The sequence below is a fragment of the Streptomyces sp. T12 genome (genome assembly GCF_028736035.1).
GTDB lineage: Bacteria > Actinomycetota > Actinomycetes > Streptomycetales > Streptomycetaceae > Streptomyces.
On the sequence record NZ_CP117866.1, the window covers coordinates 7246406 to 7268670 of the forward strand.

Annotated in this window: 12 protein-coding genes and 1 pseudogene; 2 read left to right on the plus strand and 11 right to left on the minus strand. The window is 73.9% G+C overall.

All coding sequences use genetic code 11. The features are described from left to right. Positions 1–24 precede the first annotated feature (24 nt). From PBV52_RS32825 to PBV52_RS32840, 4 genes are all read right to left on the minus strand, one after another. Positions 25–450, minus strand: coding sequence for an SH3 domain-containing protein (locus PBV52_RS32825; RefSeq protein WP_274243349.1), 426 nt, complete (start codon positions 448–450; stop codon positions 25–27). A 113-nt stretch (positions 451–563) separates the two neighbouring features. Then, a complete protein-coding gene (locus tag PBV52_RS32830) occupies positions 564–1799 on the minus strand; it encodes a HAMP domain-containing sensor histidine kinase (protein WP_274243350.1) in 1236 nt (411 codons plus the stop codon). Beyond that, positions 1796–2575, minus strand: a complete 780-nt coding sequence (locus PBV52_RS32835) for a hypothetical protein (protein ID WP_274243351.1) — start codon at positions 2573–2575, stop codon at positions 1796–1798. The genes PBV52_RS32830 and PBV52_RS32835 overlap by 4 nt, the downstream gene beginning before the upstream one ends. A 93-nt stretch (positions 2576–2668) precedes the next feature. Continuing rightward, on the minus strand, positions 2669–3175 hold the full coding sequence (locus tag PBV52_RS32840; RefSeq protein WP_274243352.1) for a dual specificity protein phosphatase family protein: 507 nt from the start codon (positions 3173–3175) through the stop codon (positions 2669–2671). A 111-nt stretch (positions 3176–3286) separates the two neighbouring features. Here PBV52_RS32840 and PBV52_RS32845 point away from each other — a divergent pair, with 111 nt between their 5' ends. Further along, complete coding sequence (locus tag PBV52_RS32845; RefSeq protein ID WP_274243354.1) at positions 3287–4096, plus strand: nuclease-related domain-containing protein; 810 nt, start codon at positions 3287–3289, stop codon at positions 4094–4096. A 27-nt stretch (positions 4097–4123) separates the two neighbouring features. Here PBV52_RS32845 and ligD read toward each other — a convergent pair whose 3' ends face one another. Continuing rightward, positions 4124–5011 (minus strand): non-homologous end-joining DNA ligase, encoded by an 888-nt coding sequence (ligD, locus tag PBV52_RS32850; protein WP_274243356.1) that lies wholly within the window; start codon positions 5009–5011, stop codon positions 4124–4126. 51 nt (positions 5012–5062) lie between these two features. Here ligD and PBV52_RS32855 point away from each other — a divergent pair, with 51 nt between their 5' ends. Then, a complete protein-coding gene (locus PBV52_RS32855) occupies positions 5063–6118 on the plus strand; it encodes a Ku protein (RefSeq protein WP_274243357.1) in 1056 nt (351 codons plus the stop codon). An 18-nt stretch (positions 6119–6136) separates the two neighbouring features. Here the strand turns inward: PBV52_RS32855 and PBV52_RS32860 are convergent. From PBV52_RS32860 to PBV52_RS32885, 6 genes and pseudogenes are all read right to left on the minus strand, one after another. Further along, positions 6137–7396, minus strand: a pseudogene (locus PBV52_RS32860) (beta-ketoacyl synthase); the annotation flags it as partial. Positions 7397–7488: 92 nt separating this feature from the next. Beyond that, positions 7489–8241 (minus strand): thioesterase II family protein, encoded by a 753-nt coding sequence (locus PBV52_RS32865; RefSeq protein WP_274243358.1) that lies wholly within the window; start codon positions 8239–8241, stop codon positions 7489–7491. Next, positions 8238–10316 (minus strand): beta-ketoacyl synthase N-terminal-like domain-containing protein, encoded by a 2079-nt coding sequence (locus PBV52_RS32870; protein ID WP_274243360.1) that lies wholly within the window; start codon positions 10314–10316, stop codon positions 8238–8240. Before PBV52_RS32870 ends, PBV52_RS32865 begins: the two co-directional genes overlap by 4 nt. After that, positions 10313–13645 (minus strand): amino acid adenylation domain-containing protein, encoded by a 3333-nt coding sequence (locus tag PBV52_RS32875; RefSeq protein WP_274243361.1) that lies wholly within the window; start codon positions 13643–13645, stop codon positions 10313–10315. Before PBV52_RS32875 ends, PBV52_RS32870 begins: the two co-directional genes overlap by 4 nt. Further along, on the minus strand, positions 13635–17543 hold the full coding sequence (locus tag PBV52_RS32880; protein ID WP_274243362.1) for an amino acid adenylation domain-containing protein: 3909 nt from the start codon (positions 17541–17543) through the stop codon (positions 13635–13637). The genes PBV52_RS32875 and PBV52_RS32880 overlap by 11 nt, the downstream gene beginning before the upstream one ends. Continuing rightward, positions 17543–22261, minus strand: a complete 4719-nt coding sequence (locus PBV52_RS32885; RefSeq protein ID WP_274249749.1) for a non-ribosomal peptide synthetase — start codon at positions 22259–22261, stop codon at positions 17543–17545. Before PBV52_RS32885 ends, PBV52_RS32880 begins: the two co-directional genes overlap by 1 nt. Positions 22262–22265 lie beyond the last annotated feature (4 nt).

The following is a 22265-nucleotide window of genomic DNA, read 5'->3' on the forward strand; positions in this document are numbered from 1 at the left end:
AGTCCGTCTTGTGTGCCTTACGGCTCAGCACCAGCGCGGCGCGGGCCCGACGTTGTCGATGAACCGGGCCGCCCCCCAGGCCCAGGTGCCGTCCGCGAGCAGGTACCACAGGGGGTTGCCCTGGACCCGCTGGCCCGGCGTCTTGCAGAAGATCCTGACGATGTCGCCCCGGTGGACGACCCGGATCACCTGGCTGCTCCGGTTGGGCGCACTGCGCAGCAGCAGGGTGTTCGCGGTGACGCGCCCCGTGGCGAACCGTCGGCCGTCGTCGCCCCAGTCGCCACCCTCGTTGCCGCCCCCGTCGCCACCCTCTGCCCCCCAGTCCCCCTGTGACTCCCCTGAGTCGTTCCCGGACCCCCACTCGTCATCGGCGACAGCGGGAGGGGCGAAGGCCGCGGCGGCGAGAGCGCCGGCGGCGATGGATATGGCGAGGCGCGAACGCAGGGCCATGGGGACCTCCGTGAGAGAGGGGGCGAACCTGACTAACCGCCACATTAGGGTCGATGTCGGTCCCTCGCGCGTCCTGATGGGCCAGAGGAGAAGCGCCCCGTTCTCGGTACTTCCTAGCGGAGCGTCAGCGTGGCCACGGCCCCGCCGTCCACCGCGTTGGCGAACGTCAGCCGCGCGCCGAGCACCTCCGCCTGCCCCAACGCGATGGTCAGCCCCAGCCCGTGCCCCTTGGCTCCGCCCTCCGTGCGGAACCGCTGCGGCCCATGCGCGACGAGATATTCCGGGTAGCCGACGCCGTGGTCCCGCACGGTGACCACCGGCCCGTCCACGGTCACGGACACCGGTCCCCGCCCGTGCTTGTGCGCGTTCGCCACCAGGTTCCCGAGCACCCGCTCCAGCCGCCGCCGGTCGGTCTCCACCACGGCGTCCCGTACGACGACGACCTCCGTGTCGGTCCCGGACCCGCGCACCACCCGCTCCGCGAGCGCCGCGAGCGGCTCGGCGTCCGACTCCAGCCGTTCACGCCCGGAGTCCAGCCGCGAGATCTCCAGCAGATCCTCGGTCAGCGTGCGCAGCGCGGCCACCCGGTCCCGCACCAGCTCCGTCGGCCGCCCGGGCGGCAGCAGCTCGGCCGCCGCGTGCAGCCCGGTCAGCGGCGTACGCAGCTCGTGCGCCACGTCCGCGGTGAACCGCTGCTCGGACAGCAGCTTGCTCTGCAGCGAGGACGCCATCGAGTCGAGGGCGGCGGCGACGGCGGCCACCTCGTCCTGCGGCCTGGTCGGATCCTTCGTACGGGGATCGTCGACCCGCGCGTCCAGGTCGCCGCCGCTGATCCGCCGGGCCACCCGGGCCGTGGCGTGCAGCCGCCGCGTCACCCGGGTCACCGCGAACGCGCCCACCAGCAGCGTCGCCCCGATCGCCAGCCCCGACGACCACAGGATCGCCCGGTCCAGCCCCTCGATGGTGCGCGTCTGCTGCGAGTAGTCGACCTCGACCGCGAGCGCTCGCTCGCCGTCGGCCGGGCCCGCCGCCCACATCGTGGGGCGCCCGTGGTGGTCGGCGACCATCGTGCCGCGCTCCCCGGCCACCGCCAGCTCCCGCAGCGAATCCGGCAGCTCCGGCGGATCCAGGCGGACGCCGTGCCCGAGCGGGTCCCCGGCCTCGAACGCCGTCGTCGCGTCCTCCAGCCGGGACAGTGCGAGGTCGCGGGCCTGACCGACGGTCTGGTTCGTCACCGAGACGTGCACGAGGATGCCGAGCAGTGCCGCGAGCGCGCAGCACATCACCGTGATGAAGACGGCGGCCTTCACGGCGAGCGGGCCGGCCCACTGGGGGAGCGCGAGCCTCATGGGGTGCTCGCCGAGGGGGAGGCGGACCGGGAGGGTGAGGCGGAACGCGAGGGCGAGGGCGCGGCGGAACGTGAGGGCGACGGGTGGGGCGTCTTCTTGTGGTGGCCGGTGCGCAGCATCTCGTCGTGCGTGAGCAGCATCGCCTTCTGGTCCGCGTCCCAGGTCCACTGCAGCCGGTACTCGTACCCGGCGACCTCGGACGGCGAGCGCAGGATCACCGACCGTCCGGCCAGTTCGACGGCGCTGATGGCGTCGTCCCACTCCATCACCTGCACGAGCCGGCGCTTCTCGACGGTGTAGACGCGCACCGCGGTCGTTTTGCCGGGCATCAGCCGGAAGCCCAGCGTCAGCTCGGGGTGCCCGTCGCCGGTCAGATCCCGGTAGTACGGCTGGAGCACCGGGCACCTGCCGTGCCCGGCGCCCTTGGCGCACGCGGTCATCAGACGGCCGGTCTGCCCGTACGACGCGTCCTTGCCGTCGTAGTCGCCCGGACTCTCGGCGATCTCCTTGCGTACGACCGCCACCGGGTCCACGTCGCGGATGTCGCCGCCCGGGACGGTGACGCCCTTCACGACCTCCCTGTTCACCTCGCCGATCTCATAGGCGGGGCTGGACGCCGGCGTCAGCTCCGGCCAGAGCTTGTCCGGGCTGACCGCGGTCTCGGTCGGGCCCGCGCCCTGGAGTCCCCCGGCGTCACCGCAGGCCGTCGCCGCCGCCAGCAGCAGTGCGACCAGGGCACTGAGCGCGACGGTGCGCGTGGGGCGGCTGCGAGGCACGGTTCTCCTGGGGCCGGGGATGGGCGTAGGCCCGTACACCCTATTCGTACGGAAGTCCTTTTTGCGCACCCGGTGGGCGGACGGGCGAAACGGTTACTCGGCGAGTTCCTCGAGGAGCCGGGCGGTCGAAAGGCCGGCCCGGAGGTAGTCGACGAACAGCTCGTTGTGCAGGGCCCACGGAGAGCGGCGGGAGCGTATCAGCCGGATCGCCTGCTCGGCGGAGTGGCTCCGGCGGACCAGGGTGTGCGCGATGACGAGCCCCGAGCGGTTGTACCCGTGGTAACAGCGAACGAGGACCCTGTGGCCCTCGTCCAGCGCCTCGCACGCCGCCTCCGCCAGCCGTATCACCCCGGCGAGCTGGGTCCCGTCCAGCGGTCCGTCGGGAATCGGCCACACATGGTGCTCGACCCCGGGATCGGGTCCGTGCCCCGGCAGGCGCAGCAGAGTCTGTACGAGATCGAACTCGTCCTGCACGACGGCGAACTCCAGTTGTCCCGACGGCCCCCGGAACTCGTGCCCGCCCATCCACAGGCCGGGCACGATCTCGCTCCACGGGCTGTCCGGAGCCGGTACGTCGGGTTGCTTCCTGCGGGTACGCAACGGCGCCTCCCCAACCACTCCCGGGGGGTCTGCCCAACTCCGCTCAAAGGTAACCGGGTTCTTGCCCCCGCAGCACCCCGCCTGTTCCCATGGTCAGTGGGGTGATGGTGCATGAGTGGACTGCGCGTCATACCGACCTGGCGGCACGGCCGGGAACGGCTCTACGTCTGCCTCACGGACGGGCGGAACCTCGCCTGGTACGACCGTGAGGCGGCCAGGATCAACCTGCTCAGCGACGACCGCAGGGAGGATGTGCTGGAGGCGCTCGGCCCCTTCGTCACCGGCCCGGTGACGGTCGGCCCGCCGCCGGTCCCCACGCCCGCCGAGCTGGCCCGGCTGACCCTCCACCCGGACGACGACCTGGCGCCCAACCGTCCCGGCGAGGCGCTCCTGGTCTCCCTCGACCGGGATCCGGGCCCCTCCCACCTGCTGCGCCGCCCGGACCCGCGGCGCCGGGCGCTGACGGCGGAGCAGACGGTCGGCGAGGCCCTGGACCGGCTGGACGGCGCGGGCTGGCACGCGCTGCACTCCATCCCGCTGCCCGGCGGCGACCGGATCCACCACCTCGTGATCGGCCCCGGCGGGCTGTTCGTGCTGCACAGCCTGTACGCCCGTAAGCAGAAGGTGACCGTCGCCGATCCGATGGTCTGCCTCGGGCGCCGCGAACCGTACCCCCTGCTGCGCCGCGTCCGCGCCGACGCCGACCGTGCCTCCTACGCCCTGACCGCCGAGGTCCGCCCGGTCCTCGCGCTGGTCGGCCCGGCCGACGTGGCGATCCCGGGGCCGCTGCGGGAGGTCCGGGTCCTCAGGGACACGGAGGTGGAGGGGCTGGCCCGGCTGGGTGGGCTGCTGAAGCCGGCGGATGTGGAGGCGCTGCATGCGATGGCTCGGGACCGGCGTACTTGGGGTTCCGTTGGTTGAGGGCTCACGTCGGCTGTCGTGCCGGCCCTAAATATCTGGCAGCGTGCCCGCCCGGTCCCGCTCCAGGAGCGGGACCAGTAGGTCGCCGAAGTCCTGGAGGCGTGGGGCCAGGTCCGGGGCGAGGAAGGTCAGGGACCGGGGGGAGCGGCAGTCCTGTACCTCCTCCCAGGTCACCGGCGCGGACACGGTGGGGTCGCGGCGGGCGCGCAGGGTGTAGGGCGTGGCCGTGGTCTTGCGGGCGGCGTTCTGGCTCCAGTCGACGAAGACCTTGCCGGGCCGCAGGCTCTTCGTCATCCGGTGGATCGCGAGCTGGGGCATGGCCTTCTCGGCCTCCACGGCGAGTTCCTTGGCGTACTCGGTGGCCTGATCGGAGGGGGCCGGCCGGATGGCGGCGACGAGATGGAGCCCCTTCGAGCCGGAGGTCTTGGCGTACGCCTCGATGCCGTCGGCGGCCAGCCGTTCCCGCAGCCAGAGGGCGACCTCGCAGCACTCGACCACGGTGGCGGGCGAGCCGGGGTCGAGGTCGAAGACCAGCCGGTCGGCCTCGCCGGGCGCGTCGATCAGCCACTGGGGCGTGTGGAACTCCGTGACGAGGTTGGCCGCCCACATCAGCGAGGGCAGATCCTGCACCAGCACCATCCGCGCCGGCCCCTCCGCACGCGGCACCTCGGCGGTGGTGACCCACTCGGGCGTACCCGGCGGCACGTTCTTGGTGAAGAACACCTGTCCGTCCGGCCCGTCCGGGTAGCGCAGGAAGGACACCGGCCGGTCGCGCAGATGCGGCAGCAGCACCTCGGCGGTGGTCGCGTAGTAGTGCAGCACCTCGCCCTTGGCGAACCCGGCCGCCGGATACAGCACCTTCTCCAGGTTGCTGAGCGCGAGCCGCCGCCCCTCCACCTCTGTGATCGGCGTCATACGATGAGAATCACACGAAATAGGCCGGAAACGCCTCGAAAGGTGCTGAACGTGCGATCCATCTGGAACGGCGCCATCTCCTTCGGCCTGGTCAGCATCCCGATCAAGGTGGTGAACGCGACCGAGAGTCATTCGATCTCCTTCCGCCAGATCCACACCGAGGACGGCGGCCGGATCCGCTACCGCAAGTTCTGCGAACTGGAGGACCGCGAGGTCAGCCAGGGCGAGATCGGCAAGGGGTACGAGGACGCGGACGGCTCGATCATCCCCATCTCCGACGAGGACCTGGCCGAGCTGCCGATCCCGACCGCGAAGACGATCGAGATCGTGGCCTTCGTGCCGGGTGACCGGATCGACCCGCTCCAGATGGACGCGGCGTACTACCTCGCCGCGAGCGGTGCCCCGGCCGCCAAGCCGTACACCCTGCTGCGCGAGGCGCTCAAGCGCAGCAACAAGGTCGCCATCGCCAAGTTCGCGCTGCGCGGCCGGGAGCGGCTGGGCATGCTGCGGGTCGTCGGCGACGCCATCGCCATGCACGGACTGCTCTGGCCCGACGAGGTGCGCGACCCCGAGGGCGTCGCCCCCGACACCGGCGTCACCGTCCGCGACAAGGAACTCGACCTCGCGGACGCCCTGATGGACACCCTCGGTGAGGTCGACCTCGACGATCTGCACGACGAGTACCGCGAGGCCGTCGAGGAGGTCATCGCCGCGAAGGCGGCCGGCGAGGCCCCGCCCGCCGCCCCCGAACCCGCCACCGGCGGCAAGGTCCTCGACCTCATGGCGGCCCTGGAGAGCAGCGTGCGCGCGGCGAAGGCGTCCCGCGGCGAGGAGCCGGCGGAGGTCAGGCGTCTGCCGGAGCGCAAGTCGGCCAGGGCGGCCCCGAAGCAGGCTGCGGGCAAGAAGTCGACGACGGCGGCGAAGAAGACCGCGGCGAAGAAGACGGCCGCGTCGGCCAGGAAGTCGACGTCGAAGACGGCCCAGGGGACGAAGAAGACGGCAGCGAAGAGCACGGCGAAGAGCACGGCCAAGAGCACGGCGAAGAAGACCACGGCCAAGACCGCCAAGACCGCCAAGAAGACGGCGGCCCGCAAGCGCAGTGCGTGAGCGGGGGTGACCGGAGCCTCACCTCGACCGGCGCAGCACCAGCACCGCGTTGTGCCCTCCGAAGCCGAACGAGTTGCTGAGCGCCAGGTCCCCGTCCTCCGGCAACGCGCGCGGTGCCCCGCGCACCACATCCAGGCCGATCGCGTCGTCGACCTCGCCGCCCCCCACCGTCGGCGGCACCACCCCGTGGTGCAGCGTCAGCACGGCGGCAACCGCCTCGACCCCGCCCGCGGCCCCCTGCAGATGCCCCAGGTGCCCCTTGAGCGCGGTGACCGGTACGGACCGTCGCCCGAGCACCGCCCGCAGCGCGACCGCCTCCGCGAGGTCGCCCTCGACCGTGGCCGTGGCATGGGCGTTCACGTGGACGACGTCCCCGACCCGGCCCCCGGCGTCCCGCAGGGCCCGCCGCAGGGCGAGCGCGATGCCGTTGCCGGACGGGTCGGGCGCGGCCATGTGGTGGGCGTCGGCGGAGAGTCCCCAGCCCGCGGCCTCGCAGTAGATCCGCGCTCCCCGGGCCCGTGCGTGCTCCTCGGCCTCCAGTACGAGGACCCCGGCACCCTCGCCGTTGACGAATCCGCCCCGGTCCTTGGCGAAGGGCCGGGAGGGCGAACCGTCGGCCAGGTCCCCGTCCGCCAGGGCCCGCATCGCCGCGAAGGACGCCATGATCGCCGGCGTGACGACGGCCTCGGCGCCGCCCGCGAGAGCGACGTCGATGCGCCCGTACCGTATGCGGTCGATCGCCTGCCCTATGGCCTCGGTCCCCGACGCGCACGCGCTCGTCACGGTCCGGGCCTCGCCGGTGATGTGCAGGTCGAGCGAGACCTGGGAGGCGGCCTGCGAGGGCACGGTCATGGGAGTGGTGAGCGGCGAGACGGCCCGGGGTCCCTTCTCCCGCAGCTTGCGGTCCCCGCCCACGAGTACGGACGCGTCACCGAGGATGGCCCCCAGGCTCACCCCCACCCGCTCCGGATCGATCCCGCTCTCCCGGGTACCGCCCGCCACGAACCCGGCGTCGGCCCACGCCTGACGAGCGGCCAGCACCCCGAGCTGGGCGGCCCGGTTCATCCGCCGGGCGACGGGCCGAGGCAGCAGCCGACCGGGATCCACGGGTACGACCCCGGCGACCCGCACGGGCAACCCGTCGAACTCGGGATCCTGCAACTCCCGTATGCCGTGCCGCCCGTCGAGCAGTCCCTGCCACAACTCGCCGGCCCCGACACCCAGCGGTGTGACCGCCCCGAGCCCGGTCACGACGACTCTGCGCGGTGCGGACACGGCGGCCTCGCTCATCTGGGCATGCCCCCCTCTGGTGGTTGAAAGGGAAACATGCCCCGATTCCTCAGGTCCTGCACGTCCGTTCGAGCGCCGTCTCATGCCGACTGCGCGGCGATGAACGCGAGCAGCTCCTCTTTCCGCTGGCGGAGATAGAAGTGGGCCCCCTCGAAGACCCGGAGGTCCAGCCCCTTCGTCGTGACGTCCGACCAGGACTTGAGGTCCTCGACGGTGCACACGGGGTCGCGGTCGCCTCCGCACACGGTGACCGGAACTCCCAGCCGGTGCAGGTGCGTCGGGCGGTACGCGGCGAGGATTCCGAAGTCCGCGCGCAGCGCCGGCATGATCACCCGCTGCAGCTCGGGGTTCGCGTAGAGGTCGGCGCCCTCGGGGTCCAGCAGGCGGACGTAGTCCAGGACCTCGGGGTCGGTCGGGGCCGGCCTGGGTGCCTGCTCCTGCGGGAGGCGGGGCCGCTGCCGGCCCGACACGATCAGGCGGGTGAGGGTGCGTGAGGGGTCGTCCTCCAGGCGGCGGGCCACCTCGTACGCCACCGACGAACCCATGCTGTGGCCGAAGAAGGCCAACGGCCGGTCGCCGGGCAGTTCCCGCTGCAGGGCCGTCGTGATCGCGTCCGCCAGCTCCTCCATCGTGCTCGCGCACGGCTCGTACACGCGGTCCTGGCGGCCGGGGTACTGCACGGCCACGACCTCGATCTCCGGCGGGGCCAGCGCGGCCCAGTCATGGAAGGCGACCGCCCCTCCGCCCGCGTGCGGGAAGCACAGCAGGCGGATCCTCGCGTCGGGCACGCTCACGCCCCTGAACCACAGGGTCCGGATGTCGGGGACGGTCACGACTCCGCCTCGAACTCGGAGAGAAGGGCATCGAGGGCGTCGTCCGCGGCACCGTTCTGCTTTATCTCGCAGATGCTCGTCGTCATGTCCTTCAGTGTGATCGGTTCGAGGAACAGCTGGATCGGCACGTCGATGCCCAACTCGTCGCGGAGCCTTCCGGCGAGGTGAACGGCCGTCAGCGAGTCGCCGCCCGCCTCGAAGTACGTCTGCGCGAGATCGGCGGCACTGTTCAGATCCAGCGCCTCGATCACCAGCTCGCTCACCTTGTGCCCGAGCTCGGTCTCCGGGGCGGGTGCCGCGACGTCGGTCGCCGCCTCCTCGTGCGGCTCCTGCGCGGCGGGCCTGAGCAGCGTCAGCGCGCCGTAGCTCTCGCCCGCGAACGGGTACGTCGGGAGCTGGACCCGCCGTACGTCACCTCCGAGAGCCGGCCAGGTCACCTCCTCGCCCATTACCCATGCCTCGCCCAGCGGGTCGGTCGTCGTGTCCCGGCGGCCCCCGGCCGTCGTCGTGAGCCGGTCGGCCGCCTCCTCCCGCGTACCGGCCACGACATAGGCCCGTACGGGCAGCCGGACCCGGCCCGTGCGCAGGGTGTGCGCGACGTCGGTCAGGGACGGGGCGTCCGCCTCGCGCAGTCTCCTCGCCAACCGGTCGGCCAGCGCGGCGAGTTGCGGCTCGGTGCGCGCCGACAAGGGCAGGACCAGGGGGTGCGCAGCGTCGGCCGCCGAGTGCGTCGCCGTACCCGCCGGCGACGGCCGCTCGGGCGCCTCCTGCACCACCACATGCACGTTCGTGCCGCCGATACCCACCGACGTCACCCCCGCCAGCCGGGGCAGGCCCGCACGGCTCGGCCACTCCTCGGCCTCGGTCACCAGCCGCAGCGGCGACTCCTGAAGGGCGGCGAGCGGGCTCGTGACGTCCACCGTCGGCGCCAGCGTCGCGTGCTCCAGCATCAGGATCGTCTTGATCAGCGCCGCCGCCCCGGCCGCCGCGTCCGCGTGCCCGATGTTCGACTTCACCGAGCCGAGGCCGATGCCGTCGCCGCCCGCGAAGGCCGCGCTCGCCGCCTCCAGCTCGATCCGGTCCCCGAGTTCGGTCCCCGTCCCGTGCGCCTCCACGTACTGCGCCGCCGACGGCTCCAGCCCCGCCGCCGCCCACGCCTCTGTGATCGCGGCCGACTGCTGGTCCACCCCCGGAGCGGTGAAACCGACCTTGCCGGAACCGTCGTTGGTGACCGCCGTACCCCGGATCACCGCGCGCACCGGGTCACCGTCGGCCAGTGCGTCCTCCAGTCGGCGCAGCACCAGCACGCCCACGCCGCTGCCGGGCACCGTGCCGGCCGCCTTCTCGTCGAAGGGGCGGCAGCGGCCGTCGGGGGAGAAGATCCCGCCCTGGTAGTGGACGTAACCCTGCCTGCGCACGCTGCCGATGGCCACGCCGCCCGCGAGGGCCGTGTCGCACTCACCGAGCAGGAGAGCCTGGACGGCCAGGTGGACCGCCGTCAGCGAGGTCGAGCAGGCCGTCTGGACCGTCATGCTGGGGCCCTCCAGGCCCAGACGGTAGGAGATCCAGGGCGCCAGGAACTCGCGGTCGGTGAGGATACGGACCTGGAGGGCGCCGATCGACGCCGCGAGCGCCGGGTCCGTGCCGGCCGCCAGGGCGTGTTCCGTGGGGCTGCCGCCCACGTACACGCCGGTGCGCGACGGTGCGTCCAGCGGGGCGTAGCCCGCGTCCTCCAGGGCGGACCACGCCGTCTCCAGCAGCACGCGGTGCTGCGGGTCCAGCGCCGCCGCCTCCGCGCGGGTGAAGCCGAAGAGGTCCGCCTCGAAGCGGTCGGCGTCCGGGATGCGGCCCTGGGCGCAGACGTACGCGGGATTGTCCAGCTCCGCCGCGTCCGTTCCGTCGGCCAGCAACTCCTTCTCGGTGAAGGTGGCTAGGGAGCAGACGCCGTCGCGCAGGTTGGCCCAGTAGGACTCCAGGTCCCGCGCGCCGGGGAAGCGGCCGCTCATGCCCACGACGGCCACCGCGGATTCGAGACCCTGCGCCGGATCCTGCATCGGGACTTCCTCGGTCGTCATCGCGTCGTGCCTTTCCTGGAACGGAGCTTGTGCAGGGCCGCCCGGCGGTCACTGCCGCGCCTGGCCGCCTCCTCGTGGCGCGAGGTCGGCCGGGCGTCGCTGTCGAGGTGGGCCGCGATCGCGGCCACCGTGGGATGGCGGAACAGGTCGATCAGGGTCAGTTCGCGGCACTCGGGGTGCTCGCGCAGGGCCGACAGCACGGCCAGCAGCCGTACCGAATTGCCGCCCAGGTCGAAGAAGTTGTCGTGCACGCCGACCCGGTCCAGGGTCAGCACCCGCTGCCACACCTCGGCCACCCGCCGCTCACCGGCGGTGCGCGGGGCGGCGTACGACTCCTCCGACCGGGGCCGCCGGGCCGCAGGTTCGGGCAGCCGCGCCCGGTCGATCTTGCCGGAGCGGTTCAGCGGCAGCTCCGGCAGGCGGACGAAGATCTCCGGGACCATGTAGCCGGGGAGCCGTACGGCGAGAAGGGCACGCAGGGCTTCGTCCGAGGGGCCCGTGGCCGTGTCCGTGCCCGTGTCCTTTCCGACCACGTACGCCACGAGCCGCTGCTCTGCCCCCTCCCCCCGTACCGCCGCCGCGGCGACCGTGACGTCGGCGTGGCCCGCCAACAGCGCCTCGATCTCGCCCAGTTCGATGCGGTAGCCGCGCAGCTTCACCTGGGAGTCGCCGCGGCCGAGGTAGTGCAGCACGCCGTGCGCGTCGATGCGGCACAGGTCGCCGGTGCGGTACATCCGGCTGCCGGGCGGCCCGTACGGGTCGGCGACGAAGCGCTCGGCGGTCATGCCGGGCCGGCCGAAGTAGCCGCGGGCCAGGGAGGCGCCGGCCACGTAGAGCTCGCCCGTCACGCCGACCGGGACCGGGCGCAGGCGCCGGTCCAGGACGTGGGCGCGGGTGCCCGGGACCGCGTGGCCGATGACCACCGGTTCACCGGGGTGCAGATCGGCGGTGGTGGAGTACACCGTGGCCTCGCTGGGGCCGTACGCGTTGACGATCCGGCGGCCCTCCTCGCCGAGCCGCTCGACCAGCTCGGCCGGGCAGGCTTCGCCGCCGACCGCGACCGTGCGCAGCTCGGGCAGGGCGCCCGGGGCGCGGGGCAGGGTCATCGCGGCGGACGGCGGCAGGAAGACGTAGGTGATCCGGGAGTCCCGCAACCGTGCCTGGAGCGCCTCGCCCAGTCGCTCGTCCTCCTGCGCGATGTGCAGCTCAGCGCCCGCGACCCAGGGGAAGAACAGGTCGGACACGGCCACGTCGAAGCCGAACGACACGAACTGCAGGACGCGGTCCTGCGCGGTCACCGGGAACACGGGGCGGACGTTCACCGCGAGATTGAGCAGCGCCCGGTGCTCGACCGCCACGCCCTTGGGGACGCCGGTGGAGCCGGAGGTGTAGAGGACGTAGGCGAGGTCGTCGGGCGAACACTCCACGGGGACGCCCGGAGCCATGGCATCCGTGGCTTCATCCATGGCCTCGTCCGTCGCCTCGTCCGTGTCCGCGTCCACCCGCAGCTGCGGAACGTCCGTCCCCGTCAGGCCCGTCGTCCCCGCCGCCGTCAGCAGCAGCGACGTGCCCGAGTTCGCGACCATGAAGGCGAGGCGCGCGGAGGGGTGTGCCGGGTCCAGCGGCACATAGGCGCCGCCCGCGCGCAGCACCGCGAGGGCGGCGATGCCCATGTCGGCGCCCCGGGGCAGCAGCAGCCCGACCCGGTCGCCGCGCCGCACGCCGCGCGCACGCAGCCGAGCCGCCAGACCGTCGGCGCGCTCCAGCAGTTCGCGGTACGTCAGCCGCAGCGCTCCGCAGACGAGGGCGGTGGCCTCCGGCCGGGCGGCCGCGCGGTCCGCCACCAGATCCGGTACGAGCCGTGTCGACTCGACGACCCGCTGCGTACGGTCCCCGAGCGCCAGCAACCGCTCACGCTCGTCGGCCGACACCATCTCGACCGTCGACAGCGGCGCGTCGGGCTGCGCCAGCAGACCGTCCAGGAGTGTCTCGAAGCACCGCACCCACCGCCGTACCGTCGCCGCCTCGAACAGCGCGCTGCGGTGGATGAGATACGCGGCGAGGTCCTCGCCCCACCGCTCCACCTGGAGATGGAAGTCGAACTTCGCGGTGTCCAGCACGACAGGGACCCGCTCGACCTCGGCGCCCGCCAGGCTCAGCGTCAGCTCGGTGTCGTCGTCGTAGCCGAACACCACCTGCACGACCGGGTCGTGGCTCATCTCGCGCGCCGGGGCGACGGCGTTCACGACCGCCTCGAAGGGCGCGTCCTGGTACGGCTGGGAGGCCAGCAGCGCGGTGCGCAGGCGGCCGATCAGGTCGTGGTACGTCGGGTCACCGGACAGGTCGACGCGCAGGGCCAGGGTGTTGGTCAGCATGCCGACCATGTCCTGGAGTTCGGGGCGGTCCCGGCCGGAGACGGGGAAGCCGATCACCAGGTCCTCGGAGCCGGACAGCCGGCTCACGAACGCGGCGTACGCGGCGAACACCGCCATGAACGGCGTACCGCCGCGCGTCCGGGCCGTCTCGGCGATCCGCTCACGGACCCGGGCCGACAGCGTGAAGCGTTCGGTGCCGCCCGCCGCCGAACGGACCGCCCCGCGCGGCCGGTCCAGCGGCAGCGCGACCGTCTCGGGGGCCCCGCGCAGCCGCTCGGCCCAGTGCGCGACCGAGTCGGCGTACTCGCCCGCCGCCTGCCGCTCCCGCTGCCACGACGCGAAGTCGGGGAACTGGAGCGGGAGTTCGGGCAGCGCGTGGCGCAGGCCCTTGGCCTCGTTCTCGTACCCGGCCGACAGCTCGCGCAGCAGCACGCCCAGCGACCAGCCGTCGCAGACCAGGTGGTGGGCGACGAGCAGGATGCGGTGACTGCCGTCGCCCACGGCGTACAGCGTGCAGCGCAGCAGCGGGCCGGACGCCACGTCGAAGGGGCGGGCGGCCTCGGCGCGCATCCGCGCGTCCACCTCGGCCACGGGCACGTCGCGCTCCACGCACGGCTCGACCTTCCCGGCGGCGGCCACGATCTGCAGCGGCACCCCGTCGGGGCCGGTGCGGAACACGGTGCGCAGCGACTCGTGCCGGGCGACGAGCGAGTCCAGGGCCCGGCCGAAGGCGGCCGGATCGAACGGCCCGCGCACGGCGAACGCGGCCGGCACGTGGTAGGTCGCGCTGCCCGGGTCCATGTGGTCCAGGACGAGCAGCCGGGCCTGCGCGTCCGAGGTCGGGAACTCGTACTCCTCGCCAGCCCCGGGAGCCCCGGGAGCCCCGGGAGTCTCCTCGTACGCCCCGGCCTTCTCCCCGTACTCCCCGACAGTCCCTATGCCGTCAGCGTCCATCTGCCTGTGCTCCGTCCCCCGTGCGGTCCCTTGCCAGTACGTCTTCCACGGCCGCGGCGATCTCGCCGACCGGCCCCGGTGTGAGCACATCGCTGTGCTCACAGTCCAGTTCGTGTACGTCCACCCCGGCCGAGCAGGCCTGCCACGCGGCGCGCTTCTCCTCGGTCGTCGCCTCCGAGGCGCGGGTGGCCGAGAAGAGGGTCACCCGGCCGTCGTACGGCGACGGCTGCCAGGCGCGGGCCATCTCGATGTACCGCCCCATGGCGGCGACCAGGGTGTCGAGGCGCCGTTCGTCGAGGTCGGCGAGGAGCGCGCTGTGCGCGTGGACGCGTGCCACGACCTCGGCCCTCTCCAGCGGCTCGGGACCGGCCGCGACTCCGGGCAGCGCGTTGCGCAGCAGGTTGCTCAACGCCACCTGCTCCACGACCGCCGGGTCCAGCGGCACGCGCGCCACGTCCGGCGGCTTCGGCATCGAGTCCAGGACGGCGACGAGCGCGACCTCCTCGCCGGCCGCGCGCAACCGCACCGCCAGCTCGTGCGCGAACGGTCCGCCGAAGGACCGGCCCAGCAGCAGATACGGCCCGTGCGGCCGCACCGCCCGGATGTGCGGCACGTACCGCTCGGCCAACTCGCCCAGCGAACCCGGCAGTTGCTCGCCGTGCAGCACCGGAGTCTGCAGCGCGTACACCGGCCGCCCGGGGGCGAGGTGCGGCAGCAGCGCCGCGTACCCCCAGCCGAGCCCCAGCCCCGGGTGCAGACAGAACAGCGGCGGCAGGTCGCCCTCGCGGCGCAGGGGGAGCAGCGGGGAGTACGCGTCCTCGTCGTCCCGGCCCGTGCCCGTGCCCGTGCCCGCCTGTCCCGTGGCGAGGCGCGCGGCGAGCGCGGCCGGCGTCGGCGCCTCGAACAGCGTGGCCGGCGACACCCGTACCCCGAGCTGGGTGTAGATCTCCGCGGTCAGGCGCAGGGCGAGCAGCGAGTGGCCGCCGTGCGCGAAGAAGTCGGCGTCGGGGCCGACCGCCTCCAGCCCGAGCTCCTGAGCGAACAGCGCGCACAGCCGCTGCTCGCGTCCCGGCCGGGCCATCCGTCCGTGGCCCGGCCGGACTCGCCGCGGCTCGGGGTCGGGCAGCGCGGCCCGGTCGACCTTGCCGTGCGCGGTCAGCGGTACGGCGTCGAGGGCGGCCCACGCCGACGGCATCAGATGTGCCGGCAGCGTGCGCGCCGCATGCTCCCGTACGAGGCCCAGGTCGCCGCCCACGACGTACGCGACGAGCCTCTTGCCGCCGTCCGGTCCGGGGCGCGCGGCCACCACGGCCCGTTCCACGCCCGGGCAGGCGGCCAGGACGGCCTCCACCTCGCCGGGCTCGATGCGGAAGCCCCGCACCTTGACCTGGTCGTCGCTGCGGCCCATGAACTCCAGCTCGCCGGCGGGAAGCCGGCGCACCAGATCGCCCGTGCGGTACATCCGGGTGCCGGGCGGCCCGTACGGATCGGCGACGAAGCGCTCGGCGGTCCGGTCGGGGCGGTTCAGGTAACCGCGGGCCAGGCCCGTGCCGGCGACGTACAACTCGCCCACCGTTCCGGCCGGTACGGGACGCAGGAGGCGGTCGAGGACGTAGGCGCGGGTGTTGTCGAGGGGCCGCCCGATGGGCACGGACGCGCCGACGTCACCGGTCACCCGGTGGGCCGTGGCGAACACCGTCGTCTCGGTGGGCCCGTAGCCGTTGACGACCCGAGTGCCGGGGCAGTGCTCGCGCACCCGCCGCACCGCCTCGGGCGCGAGGACGTCCCCGCCCGCCCACACCTCCCGCACGGTGCCGAGCACCTCGGGCGCGATCTCCGCGACGGTGCGCAGGAGTTCGGCGGTGAGCCACACGGCGGTGACGCGCGATTCGGGCAGCAGCCGCTTCAGCAGGTCGGGGGTGACGGGGCCGGGCGGGGCGACCACGACCGTGCCCCCGTTCAGCAGGGGCACCCAGGTCTCGTAGGTGGCGGCGTCGAAGGTGTGCGGGCTGTGGAGGAGGACGCGCTCGTGCGCGCCGCCCGCGAAACGGGTGTCGGCGGCGAGCTCGACGACGGCCCGGTGCGGGGTGAGGATGCCCTTGGGTTCGCCCGTCGAGCCGGAGGTGTACATCACGTAGGCGGTGGATTCGGGGTGCACGGCCGCCGTCGGCGGCTCGGCAGCGTCGGACCCGTCAAGGCCTGACACGTCCAACACCCGTATACCGTCCGGCAGTTGCCCGCCCGCAGCGGCAACCGCCACCCGTGCACCGGCCTGCCCCGCCAGTGCCGCCAGCCGCCCGGCCGGAGCCGCCGGATCCAGCGGCAGGCAGCACGCGCCCGCCTTCAGCACCGCCAGCTGCGCGACGACCAGGGACACGGACCGGACCAGCGGCAGCGCCACCGTGTCGCCGGGCCGCACCCCCGCCTCCCGCAGCCGCGCCGTCATCCGGTCGGACGCCGCGTCGAGACCGCCGTACGTCAATACCTCACCGTCCGTCTCGACGGCCGGCGCGTCCGGCGTACGGGCCACCTGACCGGCGAAGCGCCCGGGGATGGTCAGCGTCTCGGCCACCGGACGTACCGGCCCCTCGGCCAGGGCGAGCAGCTGTCGCCGCTCCTCCTGCGGGAGGACGTCGAGCCGGTCGGCCGGCGTGCCGTGCGCGGACGTCAGCGCCTCGAAGGCGCGCGCCAGGCGGGTGCCGACCGTGGCCGCGGAGATGCCCCGGCGGCAGCTGATCCGCAGCAGCATCCGTTCCCCGGCGACGACGGCGACCGTCACCGGGTAGTGCGTCGCGTCCCGCGTCTCGACCAGTTCGACGGCGGTCGTGGGCCCCGCGGTGCGCGGGAAGTTCTCGAACGCCAGGACCGTGTCGAAGAGTTCGCCGGCTCCGGCCGCCCGCTGCACCTCCGACAGCCGTACATGGTGATACGGCGCCAGCCGCAGCTGCTCGCTCTGGACGCGGGCCAGCAGCTCGTCGACGCCCTCACCGCGGCGCAGCCGGATCCGCACCGGCAGCGTGTTGATGAACAGGCCCACCATCCGCTCGACGCCGGGCAGATCGTGCGGCCGCCCGGAGACGACCGCGCCGAACACCAGGTCCTCGGCACCGGTCAGCCGGGCCAGCACCAGGGCCCAGGCCGTCTGCGCCACGGTGTTGACGGTGACGCCCGCGTCCGCGGCGCGCCGGGTGACCGCCGCCGTCAGCTCGGGCGTCAGCTCTACGTCGACGGTGTCCTCAGCCCCGCCCGGTCCGTCCGGGCCGTCCTGCTCACCCGGGGCAAGCAGCGCGGGCCGCGTCAGCCCGCCCAGCGCCTCACGCCAGGCTGCCTCCGCCCTGGCCTGGTCCTGGCCGTTCAGCCAGACCAGGTACTGCTTGAAGGGTACAGCGGGCGGCAGCTCGGCCGTGCCCGTCGTCAGCGCCTCCAGATCCTGCGCGAGCAACGGCAACGACCAGCCGTCCAACAGAATGTGATGGAACGTCAGTAGAAGCTCGGCGCCCATGTCGTGCCGAACCAGCGTGGCCCGCACCAGCGGGGGCCGGGCCAGGTCGAAGCGGCGCGCCCGGTCCTCGGCCATGAGACGCGCGAGCTCCGTCTCCGTCTCGTCCTGCCCGCGACCCGTGCAGTCGGCCTCCGTCCACGGCACCTTCACCGCGCGCGGGATCACCTGCACCGGCCGGTCGACTTGCTCGTGCCGAAAACACGCTCGCAGATTCGGGTGCCGCTCCAGCAGCGCGGTCACTGCGGCCCGCACCGCCTGGGCCTTGACGCCGGGGGCGATCCGGAAGCGGGCCTGCACCAGATACGGATCGGGGCGGTCCGGATCGCGCAGGGCGTGGAAGAGCAGGCCTTCCTGGGCGGGGGAGAGCGGCAGTACGTCCGCGATGCGGCCGCCCATCAGCCGTCCCCCTCTTCGTCCTCGTCGTCTTCGTCGTCCCAGTCCTCGAACTCCAAGTCGTCTTCCAGCAGGGCGAGCTGGTCCGACGACAGGTCGACCAGCGGGAAGTCGGAGCTGGTGTGACCGCCCGTGCCGTCCCGGCGGGCGTGCTCGACCAGCACCTCGATCGCCTCGCACCACAGCCGGGCCAGCGCCGGCACCTCGTCCTCGCCGAGCACCCCGCGCGCGTACGAGAACCCGGCGCTCAGACACAGCCGCCCGCTGTCCCGCTCCAGGACCAGCGCGTCCACCTCCACCGCATGGCCGAGCGGCAGCGCCTCCGCGGCCATGCCGAGCAGCTCGCCGTCGGCCGTGTCGCCGCCGGAGAACCGGCCCAGATAGTTGAAGCGCAGGTCCGGGACGGGCAGCGCGGCCAGCTTCGGGGCCGTGTCCGGGTTGAGGTGGCGCAGCAGACCCCAGCCGAGGCCGCCCGACGGGACCGCCCGCAGCTGCTCCTTGACCTGCTTGAGCGCCTCACCGGCCGCGTCCCGCGCGGGCTGCCAGAAGTCCGGGCCGAGCGCGCCGCCCGCGTCCAGCCTGACCGGGTACTGGGTGGTGAACCAGCCGACCGTGCGGGAGATGTCGACGGGCTCGGAGAGCGCCTCACGGCCGTGGCCCTCCAGATGGACCAGCACGCCGGTGACAGCCGAAGGGGCCTCGCCCCGCCGCCGTACCGCCGCCGCGGCCAGCGCCGTCAGCAGCACGGCGTCCGGGCCGCAGTGGAAGGCCGCGGTCACCTCGGACAGCGCCGCCTCGGTGACCTCGGGCGTCAGCTCGACGGTGAGCACGGCACGGCGCGCGCCGACACCCCGCCCGCCCGCGATCCGCGCGTCCGGGCCGCTCAGCATCCGCTCCCACCAGGCGGACTCCGTGTCGGCCAACCCGGGCCTGACCGCCTCCCGCGCCAGCAGCCGAGCCCAGCGCGCGAAGGACGTGCCCGGGCTCTGCGGCAGCCGCTCCCCGGCCGGCCCGGCCGCCAGCCCGGCCGCCAGCTCGGGACCCAGCAGCCGCCAGGACACCCCGTCCACCGCCAGGTGGTGCACCGTCAGCAACAGCAGCCCCGGCTGACCGGAGGCCGGGTCGAGCCAGGTGGCCCGCAGCATCTCCCCCTTCTCCGGGTCGAGCCGCACCGACGCCGCCAACTCCTCGGCCGACGCGCGCGGATCGGCACCCGCGGGCATCTCGACGCGCTCGACAGCCACGCCGGGGACGTCCTCGGGAACCTCCAGCTCCCCGTCCACCAGGCGCATCCGCAACACACCGTGCCGCTCCACCAGCCCGCGCACCGCCGCCTCGACGCGCTCCAGGCCGACGTCCCGCGGCACCGGGAACACCATCGACTGCGTGAACGCCGCCGCGTCCCCGTCCTGTTCGCGCCACCACCGCATGACCGGCGTGAGCGGGAACCGCCCCGTGCCGGAGTCCTCGACGGTGCCGAGGTTCGCCGCCTCCCGTGCCGTCAGCGCGAGCGCGGCAGGCGTACGGGCCGTGAAGATGTCGCGCGGCGCGATGCCGAGCCCCGCCCCCGAGGCCCGCCCGGCGAGCTGGATCGCCATGATGCTGTCGCCGCCCAGCCGGAAGAAGTCGTCGTCGGCGCCGACCCGTTCGACACCGAGCACCTCCTCGAAGAGGGCGCACAGGGTGACTTCGCGGACGCCCTCCGGGGCCCGCCCGGAGCCGCCCGGCCGGCTTCCCGGGGCGGGCAGCGCCGCCCGGTCCAGCTTGCCGCCCGGTGCCAGCGGCAGCTCGTCCAGGACCACCACGTCGGCCGGCACCATGGCGGCGGGCAACCGCCCGGCGGCGTACGCCAGCAGCGCCTCCGGGACCGGCACGCCCTCACCACCGCCGACGACGTACGCGACGAGCCGTGGCCTGCCCGGCCGGTCCTCCCGCACGACGGCCACCGCCTGCCGTACCGAGGGGTGCCCGGCGAGGACCGCCGCGATCTCGCCCGGCTCGATGCGGTGGCCGCGGATCTTCACCTGGTCGTCGGAGCGGCCCAGATACTCCAGCTGCCCGTCGTCCCGGCGGCGGGCCAGGTCCCCGGTGCGGTACATGCGCCCGCCGGGCGGCCCGTACGGGTCGGCGACGAACCGCTCGGCGGTCGTCCCCGCCCGCCCCAGATAGCCGTACGCCACTCCCGGCCCCGCCAGATAGAGCTCGCCGCACACCCCGGGCGGCACGGGCCGCAGCCGCTCGTCGAGGACGTACGCGCGCGTGCCCGGGAGCGGGGCGCCGATGGGCGGTGCCGTGCCGTCGCCGGTCAGCGGGCCGGAGACGGAGGCGGCGACGGTGAACTCGGTGGGCCCGTAGGCGTTGTGGAACCGGCGCCCTGCGACGGCCCAGCGGGCCACCAGCTCCGGCGGACACGCCTCCGCGCCCACGGCCAGCGACCGCAGCTCGGGGTACTCCCCGGCCGGCACCGTCGCCAGCACCGACGGCGGCAGCAGCGCACTGCTGATCCGCCGGCCGGTCAGCACGTCCGCGAGGTCCTGCCCGGCGAGCGGCCCCAAAGGCGGTACGACCAGGGTGCCGCCGGACCCGAACGCCATGCACATCTCACTCACGGAGATGTCGAAGGCGGGCGAGCCCAATTGCAGCACCCTGCTGTCCGCGTCCAGTGCGAGCGCGTCCACGAGACCGCGCGCGAGGGCCGTCAGACCGGTGTGCGGGACCACGACGCCCTTGGGGCGGCCGGTGGAGCCCGAGGTGTGGATGACATAGGCGGGAGCCGAAGGGGCCAACTCGTCGGCAGCGAGCGGCTGTTCGGCGTAGGCGCGCTCGTCGAGGACGAGCGTGAGGACGTCCGTCTCCGGAATCACCCCGGGCTCGCCGGCCACCACCAGGACCGGCGTCGCGTCCGCCAGCGCCAGCCGGATGCGCTCCGGTGGATAGTCGGGGTCGATCGGGAGGTACGCGGCGCCCGTGCGCTGCACCGCCAGCAGCGCCGGGACCATGGCGGCCGTGCGCCCCAGGGCGAGGGCCACGATCCGGCCGGGGCCCGCCCCGTGCCGGGCCAGATGAGCCGCCAGCCGGTTCACGCGGTCGGTCAGTCCGGCGTACGTCAGCCGCAGGTCCTCGGCCTCCAGCGCGGGCGCGTCGGGGGTGCGGGACGCCTGCCGGGCCACCAGGTCGGGGAGGGCCAGCGGCTCGGGGGCGGGACCGCCCGAGCCGAGCTCCGCCAGCCGTCGCCGGTCGGCCTCGGGCACCAGGCCGACCTCGGCGAGCGGCACCTCGGGGTCGGCGGTGAAGCGGCGCAGCAGCTCCAGGTAGGCGTCCGTCCAGTGCCGTACGGTGTCGGCGCCGAAGAGGGCCGTCCGGATCTCGAAGCTGCCCTCCATCGTGCCGTCGTCGGAGTCACGGACGATGCCGACGAGGTCGTGCTCGCCACCGGTGTGGATGCGTTCGGGCTCGCTGAACTCCCGCAGTGCGGCCACGCTGCGCTGCTGGGTGAGGTGCATGAACACCCACTGGAACAGCGGGGAGCGCCCGGCGCTGCGGTCGGGCGCGACCGCCGAGACGATCCGGCCCACGGGCACGTCGGCGTTGGCCATCAACTCGGGGAAGTCCGTGGCGAACCTGGCCAGCACGTCGGCGAAGGAGTCCCCGGGCCGGATCCGCCAGCGGGTCGGGATGGCGTTCATGACGTACCCGATGACCCGCTCCAGGCCCTTGGCGGCCCGGTTGGCGGTCGGCGTGCCGAGCACCATGTCGTCGGCGCCGGTCAGGCGGTGCGCCAGGACCGCGAAGGCCGCCATCAGGACGACGTAGACGGAGGCGCCGCGCTCGCGGGCCAGCGCCCGTACGGCCTGGGCGGTCGGGGCGTCGACGCGGAACGGGATCTGGGCGATCTCCTCGGAGGAGCCGCCCGCCTCGGACGCCCCGGCGCCGACCCCGACCCCGGCCCTGGCCCCGGGCACGCTGAGCGGCCCCGGCGGCCCGGCGAGGTAGCGGCGCCAGAACGCCAGCCGCGCCTCGAAGACGCCGGAGTCCTCCAACTCGCCCTGCCAGGACGCGAAATCGGCGTACTGGATGCGGGGGCGGGTCAGCGTCGGTGCCGTACCGGCGCGCATCGCGCGGTGTGCCTCGGCGAACTCGGCCTGGAGCACGTCGAAGGACCACCAGTCGGCGATCACGTGGTGCAGGCTCAGCATCAGCGTGGTCCGCCGGTCGTCGACCGTGACGAACCGGGCCCGCATCAGTGGTTCACCGGCCAGGTCGAAGGGGCGGCGCCGGAACGTCTCGAAGGCCTCGGCGATGGTGGTGCCGGTGCCCCGCAGGTCCTCCCGCTCCAGCAGGAATCGCTCCTCGGGCGGGAAGGTGACGCTGAGCGCGCCCGGCTCGCCGCCGATGCGGGCCCGCAGGACGTCGTGGTGCGCCCGCACCAGGGTCAGTGCCGTCTCCAGACGGTCCGGGTCGACCGGCTCGACCGTCTCGTCGAAGTGGTAGGCACAGCACAGGTTGAGCGCGGGAGTGCCGGGATACAGCGACTCGTACACCCACAGGTCCTCCTGCGCCGGACTGAGCCGCACCGGCCCGTCCCCGTCGCGGGGCGGTACGACCGCCGGGATCAGCCCGGCCTGCCCGGACTCCACCAGCCGCCGCATGAGCCGCACCCGCTGTTCACCGCTGAGCGCGCTGAACCGCTCGGCCATCGAAGCGCCGGCCGCCCCCGTCATCGCC